This is a genomic window from Streptomyces sp. NPDC047974, assembly GCF_040653375.1.
Lineage (GTDB): Bacteria > Actinomycetota > Actinomycetes > Streptomycetales > Streptomycetaceae > Streptomyces.
In genome coordinates, this window is the sequence record NZ_JBEZNU010000012.1 from 206,775 (window position 1) to 213,741 (window position 6,967).

Here is a 6,967-nt window from a genome sequence, read left to right on the forward strand (position 1 = left end):
CGGGGTCACCGTGCGGCGCGCGGGCGCGCTCCTCGCGCGGCCGTCACCACTCGGCGCTGCGCCAGCGGACCGTCATGAGGGCCTGGTCGGTGCCCTCCTCCGGGCGGAAGGAGAGGTCGCTGCGGCCGGGCTCCAGGACGAACAGCTCCTCCGGGGTGGAGTCGGCCATCGCCGTGTGCAGCCGGGAGGCGGAGTTGTTGAGCATGACGGAGCCCGCGCGGGTGTCGACGGTGAGCTCGTCGCCGGCCGCGAGGTCGATCGCGTACCGCAGCCGGCGCCGGCTGACCCGCTCGGTGACGCTCGGCATCGAGCAGGGGCCGCGGAAGACGATCACCGGGTGGGTGGGGGCGGAGCCGGTGTTCTCGACGACGGCGTCGCCGGTCGACTTGGCCTCGCCCCAGGAGAGCGGCCAGGTCAGCGGCCAGGTGAGGCCGGCCTCCGGCTGCGGCGGGGTGGTCGTGGCCTGCTGCTCGTTGACCACGTACCGGCGGGGGTCGGTGGCGAGCCACTGGACGGACATGCGGCTGCTGCCCTGGGTGGCGAAGCCCTGGTCGGCGGGGATCACCCGCTGGGCGATCCGGGCCCGCACGGCGAGGGTCTCGCCGTGCAGCCGGACGGCGAGCCACCGCTCCTCGTCGAGCAGGGCCAGCGCCTGGCGCAGCGCCCGGACGGCCGTGACGGCGCCGCCGTGTTCGGGCATCAGCACGACGGTGCCGCCCGTCTTGCGGGGCTTGGCGTAGCGGGAGCCGGGCCAGGCGCCGTGGGAGGTCGGGCGGTCGGCGTCGGAGGAGTCGTACTCGGGGAGGTCCTCCCAGCCGCTCAGCCCGGACTTGTCGACGGCGAAGGGGGTGCCGGGGCCGATGAGCAGCCCGGCCCACTGGATCTGTCCGTCCTGGGTGATGAGGGAGCCGGGCGCGAGGTCGGCGGTGTGGGTGTTTCCGGCGTACGGGGTCGTGGTCTCGGCCATGGGGCCGTCACCTCACTTCGGGTGGGCGGGGTCGTCAGGTCAGGGCCGGCTGTGCGGCGCCGGCGGGGGTCCCGGCGTGGGCGGTGAGGAGGAAGAAGAGGTCCTCGGCCACCCCCCGGGGGCCGGCGCCGGGCTCCTCGCGGAACTCCCGGACGCGGTGCGGGCGCGGGGGCGGTTCGGTGAGCGCGGGGACGCGCCGGTGCTCCAGCTCGTCCAGCGCGTCGATGCGGTAGGCGCCGGCCTCGGGGGGCGCGACGATGCCGCCCTCGGCGAGCATCGGGATCTTGTCGAGGGAGACGCCGAACTTCTTGCCGGTGAGCGGGATCTTGAAGCTCAGCTTGTTGAGCCCGTCGATGATCCAGTTGGCGAAGGCGATGAGGCCGTTGATCGGCCCCTTGACCACGCCGAAGACGGCACTGAGGCCGCCCTCGACCAGGTCGCCGATGCCCCTGAGGGCCTGGGAGACGGCGTCCTTGGCGGTGCGGAAGAAGCCGGGGATCTTGTCGGTGATCCAGCGGACGACGGGCTTCACGGCGTTCTTGACGCCGCCGAGCGTGCGGGAGGCGAGGGAGCGCAGGGCGTTGCTCGCGGAGCGGACGGCGGACCCGATCCGGGAGATTCCGCCGATGGCCGAGCCGACGATCCTCAGCGCGGTCGTGAAGACGGTCAGGTAGGCCTTGGCGTAGGTCCCGACGGCCTTGCCGAGCGCCTTCATGAAGGGGCTGACGAAGTTCCAGACGGACTGGACGACCTTGAGCGCCTGCTGGAGGACCTGGCGGATGATCCGCTGTCCGGTCTCGGAGTTGACGGCGAGTTCGATCAGGTACGCGGCGATGGGCACGAGCAGGCCGACGAGGAAGCCGAGCGGGTTGGCCCGCATGGCGACGTTGATGCCTGTCATGGCGACCGAGGCGATGGTCATGACGGTGCCGAAGGTGCCCATGAGGCCGGTGATGACGTCGGCGACGGGCAGCAGAGGCAGCAGGAGCGCGAGGACGGCCCCGGCTCCGGTGCCGATCCGCCCCGCGGCCCGGCGGGCCTTGCCGGCGGCGGTGGCGGTCCGCTTGAGGCGGGTGGCGGCGGGGGAGCGGCGGAGCCGGTCGAGGGCGGTGCGGGCGGTGGTGGCGTCCCGGCCGAGGGCGCGGGTGGCGGTGGCGGCGTCACGGGCGGCGGTGGCGAGGGTGCCGATGCCGGCGGACGCCCGCTGGACGCCGGTCCGCAGGTTCCGTACCGCTCCGCTCGCCGATTCGGCCGCCTGCCGGAGGCCCCGCATCGGGCCGAGGGCGACCTGGAAGCGGGGCATGGCGAGCCGGGGCAGGGCGAGCGCGGCACTCATGCCCGGGCTCCACGCGCCTTCACGAGGTACATGAGGGCGTCGGCGGTGGCGTGCGGGTCGCTGCCGCGGGCCGCGTGGTAGTGCTCGATGTGGAGTCCGGCGCCGGCCGCGGCGCCGGGGCCCTGGGCCTGGCGGGCGCGGCGGGCGGTGAGGGCGAGGAGCCGGTCGAGCTTGGAGAGCGGCAGGACGGCCTCGGCTTCGCCGGCCTCGGCGAGGATGGCGGGGACGCCGCCGGTGCGGGGCATGACGACACCGCCGGTGGCGAGCATCGGGATGGTCGGGATGTCGACGCCGAAGGTCTTGCCGCCGACGACGGGGACCCAGCCGGGGACGGAGACCTTGACCTTGTTGACGGCGCGGATCATGGAGTTGATCAGGCCGATGACGGCGTTGATCGGGCCCTTGACGCCGCTCTTGATGCCCTCGAAGGCGCGGGACGCGATGTCCTTGAGGCCGTTCCAGATGGACGACATCTTCTCCTTGACGGCGCTGAACGCCTTGGGGATCGCGCTCTTGATCCAGTTCACCACCGGGGTGATGACGCGCTTGATGCCGTTCCAGACGGTGCTGATGACGGTCTTGATCGCCTTCATGACCGTGGTGATGACCGTCTTCCATATCTTCACGTAGGTCTTGATGACGGTGGCGACGGCCTTGACGACGCTGGAAATGGCCTTCTTGATGCCGTTCCAGACCGTCTTGATGAGGCTGCCGGCCTTCTTCATGATCGGCCCGACGGCCTTCATGACCGAGCTGATGACGCTCTTGATGGCGTTGAAGGCCTTCTTCAGGACCGTCTGCATCGTCTTGGAGCGCAGCGCCATGTCGACGATGGCCTCGATGAGCGGCATGAAGAGTTCGAGCAGGCGGACCAGGAAGTTGCCCTTCATGGACCGGTTGAGCTTGTCCTGGCCCTTGGCGGCCTTGCCGGCGCCGGACTCGTACTTGGCGAGCTTGCCGCCGGCGGACTGGGCGGTGTCGCCGGCCTTCTTCATGGCCCGTTCGGCCTGGTCGGACGCGGTCCTGAGGTTCTTCAGCTGGCCGCCGGCGCCCTGGGCGCCGCTCTTGAGGTTCTTCAGCTGCCCGTTGGCCGCACGGCCGGCGTCGCCGACCTTCTTGACCGAGGTGCCGGTGCCGGACGCCTGCGACTTGAGGGCGCGCAGGGAGTCCGAGGCCTTCTTCGCGGAACTGACGAGGGACATGGGTCACCTCCTTTCTGGGGGTGGGGGTCAGCGGGAGACGGAGCCCGCGATGTCCTGGTCGAGGGAGGTGATGGTGCCGCTCAGGCTCTGGAACTTCTCCCGGAGGGTTCCGGTCTGGGTGGCGAGGTTGCTCATCGCCTGGGCGGTGTTCCCGAGCTGGGTTTCCGTGGGCAGCTTGGTGGGCTGGAACCTGTCCAGTTCGGAGTTGAGCTTTTCGAGGCCGTCGGCGATCTTCTTCAGCTTCACGGCGTTGACCTTCTTGATGGCCTCGCCCACCGTGCCGAGGACGGTCACCGCCTTGTCGGCCTTGTTCTGGTCCGGCAGTCTCTTGAACGAGTCCAGGAACGAGGGGGCCTTCGCGTCGAACCTCTCCACCTGCGGGTTCAGCTTTTCGAGGGCCTTGGCCAGCGTCTCGGCCTGCTGGGCGTTGGCGGGGTTGCTCACGAGGTCGGCGAGGCTGGTGCCGCCCATGAAGACCCGCTGCTCGCGCTGGTTGACGGCGCCGAGCGTCTGGAGCGACACTCCGCTGTTGCCGTTCGAGGCGAGGATCCTCCGCCCGGCGCGTGCCCCTGCGCTGTTGTCGCCGAAGGGGCGCCAGGTCTGGATGGTCCGCGACAGGTTGACCAGCTGGCCCGCGAAGAACAGGGCGAGGGCGGGGATCGCGACGAGGAGGACGGCGCCTCCGATGGCCCCCCAGAGCCAGTCCTTCCACGCGACCGTCGGGTCTTCCTTCGCCTCCTGGTACTTCTCGTGCACGGCGGCGATGCTGTTCAGGCCCAGCATCTCCAGCATCTCGGTCGTCTTGTGCTTGCTGACCTCGGTGTGGATCTGCTTGATCTTGTCGTACGCGTCGGTCCAGTCCTTGAGGAAGCCGCTGAGGAGCTCCTCCGTGGCGACCTTCGGGGCCACGTTGACGAGGTGGTCCTTGAGCAGGGAGGGCAGCTTCGGTTCCTTGTCGCCCTTCGGGTTGGCCCGCTCCTCCAGAAGTGCGGCCTTCAGATCGGAGATCCTGTCGAGGATCTCCTGTTCCTTGGTCATGTGTGCTCCGCTTCCGGCCCGTGAGGGCCAAGCGCCGAAAAGCCCCTGCCGGTCTCCGGCAGGGGCTCGTTCGCAGGGGCGGTGCGCGGGGGCTAGGCGTCGGGGGCCCGGCGGGGGCCGCGCCGCACCGTCGCGAGGGCGTCGTTCCAGCCGGCGGCGTACGCGAGGGTCTCGCGGCGGGAGACCTCGGCGTACAGGGTCCCGAGCAGGGCCCTCTTGTCGAGGGCGGCGGGTCCGTCGAGGAGCCGGCGGAGGCGGTCCTGGAGAGGGATGTGCGGTCGCGATGCCTCGCCCGGCTGAGTCATGGACGCCTGCCTTCCTGTGCTTGCCCGTGCGTGCGTGGCGGCGCCGCGTGCGTGTGGAGAGCGGGGGCACCACGTTTTCGAACTATTGTGCGAACAGAGTGTGGAACACTCGTTCGAGGTTTGTCGAGCGAGATGGAGGTGACGGCGTGTCTTCTCGTCAGGTTCTCGAACGAGTTGGCCGTGATCGAAAGGAAAACCGGACCGGGTAATCTGGAGGGCGCTCTCCCGGACCCGACCACTCCGGGGCAGCGCGGGGCGCGAGGGGCGCGCGGGGACCCCAGGGGGCTGGAAGGCAGCACTGACACATGGACACGGAGTCGGACGCCGACCGGCGGGAGCGGGTGGTCGACTGGCTCGCCTCCCATCCGGACCTGCCCCACCTCTTCGCACGGCTCTCCGAGCTCGTCCACGTCTTCGGGTACGCCCCCGAGGAGCTCGTCGTGATCCCCAGATCCGAGATCGACCGCCGGGAGACCACCGCCTTCACCTCCGGCTGGGCCGAGGCCGTCTCCGACGAACTCCCGCGCATCCGGCGGGAGTACGAGCGCCGCGTCGCCGACGCCTACGCCCAGGGCCAGAGCGACGGCCGCGGCATCCGACGCCCGCAGCGCCGCACGGACGCCGGGCCGCAGGACGGCGCCCGGGTCATCGCCCTGCCCTTCGCACGCCTCCTCGAACCGCCCGCCTCCGTCGTCGAGGCCGAGGAAAGGGTGCGCCGGGAGCGCGCCCTGTTCGAACAGGGCTCCGCGCCGGAGCACGAGGCGGGGGAGCAGGACGCGGGGGAGCGCGAGACGGGGGAGCAGGACGCGGGGGAGCGCGAGGCGGGGGAGGGGAAAGGGGCCGGGGACGGGGGCGGGCCCGAGCCCGAACCCGCGGGTGGATCCGCACCCGAACCCGAGTCCGAAGCCGCGTACGGCAAGGAGTCCGAGCCCCACGCGACGGCGCCCGACCCGCTGGTCACGGCTCAGGAGAGGCGCGCCCGGCGCACCGCGCAGCCCGTGCGGAAGGTCGTGCGGGGCAAGGGCGGCCGCCCGATCGTCCCGCCGCTCTCCCACGTCCCCGTCCAGCAGTCCGGCGGCGCCGTCGAGCGCCGGGACGCCGAGCCCCGCAAGCCCCGGACGCTCTCCGAGCGGGCCAAGGCCCTGGAGGAGGAGCTGGCCGCCGAGCGCGCCCAGGAAGCACCTCCGGAGTCCGCCCCCTGACGGGAACGGACTCCGGGAGGGTGGCGCCGACGGGCGGACGGGCCGGCCGGCCGCGGTCAGCCGAAGAAGCGGGCCAGCTGGCCGGGGGAGACGGCCGGGACGGCCTCCCCGGCGCCCGGGGCGACCGCCGCCCCGGACGCGCCGGATCCCTTCCCGTCCTCCTCCCCGTCCTCCTCGTCCTTCGTGGACTTCGGACGGGGCACCGGCTCCGGGAACTCGGGCGCGTCGCCGTCCTCCGCGCCGTTGACGCAGGAGAACATCCAGTTGGCGACGGCCAGGTGGTCCACCACCGCCGCCAGCAGATGGTCGGTGACCGACCACTCGGCCACCTCGCCGTGGAGGTCGCGCTGGAGCGCGCTGTCCCGGGGCAGGTGCTTGATCAGCACCAGCAGCCGCCGGCTGGACAGCTCGCCCCGGTGCCAGTCGAGGATGTCGGTCCCGTAGTAGCGGATCAGGTCCGCCTCAAGGGCCTCGGCGTGTTCGTCGACGAACTCGACGAGGCTCAGTCTTCCCCCAGGCCGAGCCCGGTCTCCTTGCCGTACGCCTCCAGGATTGCGGCGATGTCCTGCATGGTGACGTCGTGCTCCTCGAAGCGGGCGAACTGCTCGGCGCCCATGAGCAGCGCGAGCAGGCCGTCCACGTCGTTGTCGTCGAGCTTGCGCAGGCCCTTCGCGGTCGTACGGGAGAGCTCCGTCGGGAGGGTGAAGGTGTCGCCGTCCAGCTCGAAGGTCCAGGAGCGGCCGCGGCCCTCCTGGCGCTGGGCGCGGGCGGCGTTGACGTCGAAACGGGCCATGGTGATGCGTACTCCTTGATCGGATGCGTACGAACAGGGGGGAAGGAGGGGGCGGGGCGGGACGGCGGGCCGTCACCCCTCCCGGGACCAGCGGCAGCGGATCGGCCGGTTCCAGGTCGGGATC

At 71.6% G+C, this 6,967-nt stretch carries 8 protein-coding genes; 1 reads left to right on the forward strand and 7 read right to left on the reverse strand.

Annotated elements, in window-relative coordinates; all coding sequences use genetic code 11:
- Positions 1-43: 43 nt before the first annotated feature.
- The 5 genes from AB0E19_RS19415 to AB0E19_RS19435 all read right to left on the reverse strand — a co-directional run bounded on the left by AB0E19_RS19415 (position 44) and on the right by AB0E19_RS19435 (position 4,848).
- Positions 44-967, reverse strand: a complete 924-nt coding sequence (locus AB0E19_RS19415) for a phage tail protein (RefSeq protein WP_362181243.1) — start codon at positions 965-967, stop codon at positions 44-46.
- A gap of 34 nt (positions 968-1,001) precedes the next feature.
- Complete coding sequence (locus AB0E19_RS19420) at positions 1,002-2,303, reverse strand: tape-measure protein (RefSeq protein WP_362181246.1); 1,302 nt, start codon at positions 2,301-2,303, stop codon at positions 1,002-1,004.
- A complete protein-coding gene (locus AB0E19_RS19425) occupies positions 2,300-3,505 on the reverse strand; it encodes a phage tail protein (RefSeq protein ID WP_362181249.1) in 1,206 nt (401 codons plus the stop codon). Before AB0E19_RS19425 ends, AB0E19_RS19420 begins: the two co-directional genes overlap by 4 nt.
- Before the next feature lie 27 nt (positions 3,506-3,532).
- Positions 3,533-4,543, reverse strand: a complete 1,011-nt coding sequence (locus AB0E19_RS19430) for a hypothetical protein (protein WP_362181252.1) — start codon at positions 4,541-4,543, stop codon at positions 3,533-3,535.
- Positions 4,544-4,635: 92 nt separating this feature from the next.
- The gene (locus tag AB0E19_RS19435) at positions 4,636-4,848 is read right to left on the reverse strand and encodes a hypothetical protein (RefSeq protein WP_362181255.1); all 213 of its coding nucleotides are present in this window, start codon (positions 4,846-4,848) and stop codon (positions 4,636-4,638) included.
- Between the two features lie 305 nt (positions 4,849-5,153).
- Between AB0E19_RS19435 and AB0E19_RS19440 the strand changes: the two genes are divergently transcribed.
- Positions 5,154-6,050: a hypothetical protein gene (locus AB0E19_RS19440; protein ID WP_362181258.1), complete on the forward strand. Its 897-nt coding sequence runs from the start codon at positions 5,154-5,156 to the stop codon at positions 6,048-6,050.
- A gap of 56 nt (positions 6,051-6,106) precedes the next feature.
- Here the strand turns inward: AB0E19_RS19440 and AB0E19_RS19445 are convergent, their stop codons facing one another.
- Positions 6,107-6,481, reverse strand: a complete 375-nt coding sequence (locus AB0E19_RS19445; RefSeq protein WP_362181279.1) for a hypothetical protein — start codon at positions 6,479-6,481, stop codon at positions 6,107-6,109.
- 71 nt (positions 6,482-6,552) lie between these two features.
- Positions 6,553-6,843 (reverse strand): hypothetical protein, encoded by a 291-nt coding sequence (locus tag AB0E19_RS19450; RefSeq protein ID WP_362181261.1) that lies wholly within the window; start codon positions 6,841-6,843, stop codon positions 6,553-6,555.
- Positions 6,844-6,967: the final 124 nt, after the last annotated feature.

Coding starts and splice junctions, on each gene's coding strand:
- AB0E19_RS19450 (WP_362181261.1), bottom strand. CDS start 6,843: ATGGCCCGTTTCGACGTCAACGCCGCCCGCGCCCAGCGCCAGGAGGGC.
- AB0E19_RS19425 (WP_362181249.1), bottom strand. CDS start 3,505: ATGTCCCTCGTCAGTTCCGCGAAGAAGGCCTCGGACTCCCTGCGCGCC.
- AB0E19_RS19420 (WP_362181246.1), bottom strand. CDS start 2,303: ATGAGTGCCGCGCTCGCCCTGCCCCGGCTCGCCATGCCCCGCTTCCAG.
- AB0E19_RS19430 (WP_362181252.1), bottom strand. CDS start 4,543: ATGACCAAGGAACAGGAGATCCTCGACAGGATCTCCGATCTGAAGGCC.
- AB0E19_RS19435 (WP_362181255.1), bottom strand. CDS start 4,848: ATGACTCAGCCGGGCGAGGCATCGCGACCGCACATCCCTCTCCAGGAC.
- AB0E19_RS19415 (WP_362181243.1), bottom strand. CDS start 967: ATGGCCGAGACCACGACCCCGTACGCCGGAAACACCCACACCGCCGAC.
- AB0E19_RS19440 (WP_362181258.1), top strand. CDS start 5,154: ATGGACACGGAGTCGGACGCCGACCGGCGGGAGCGGGTGGTCGACTGG.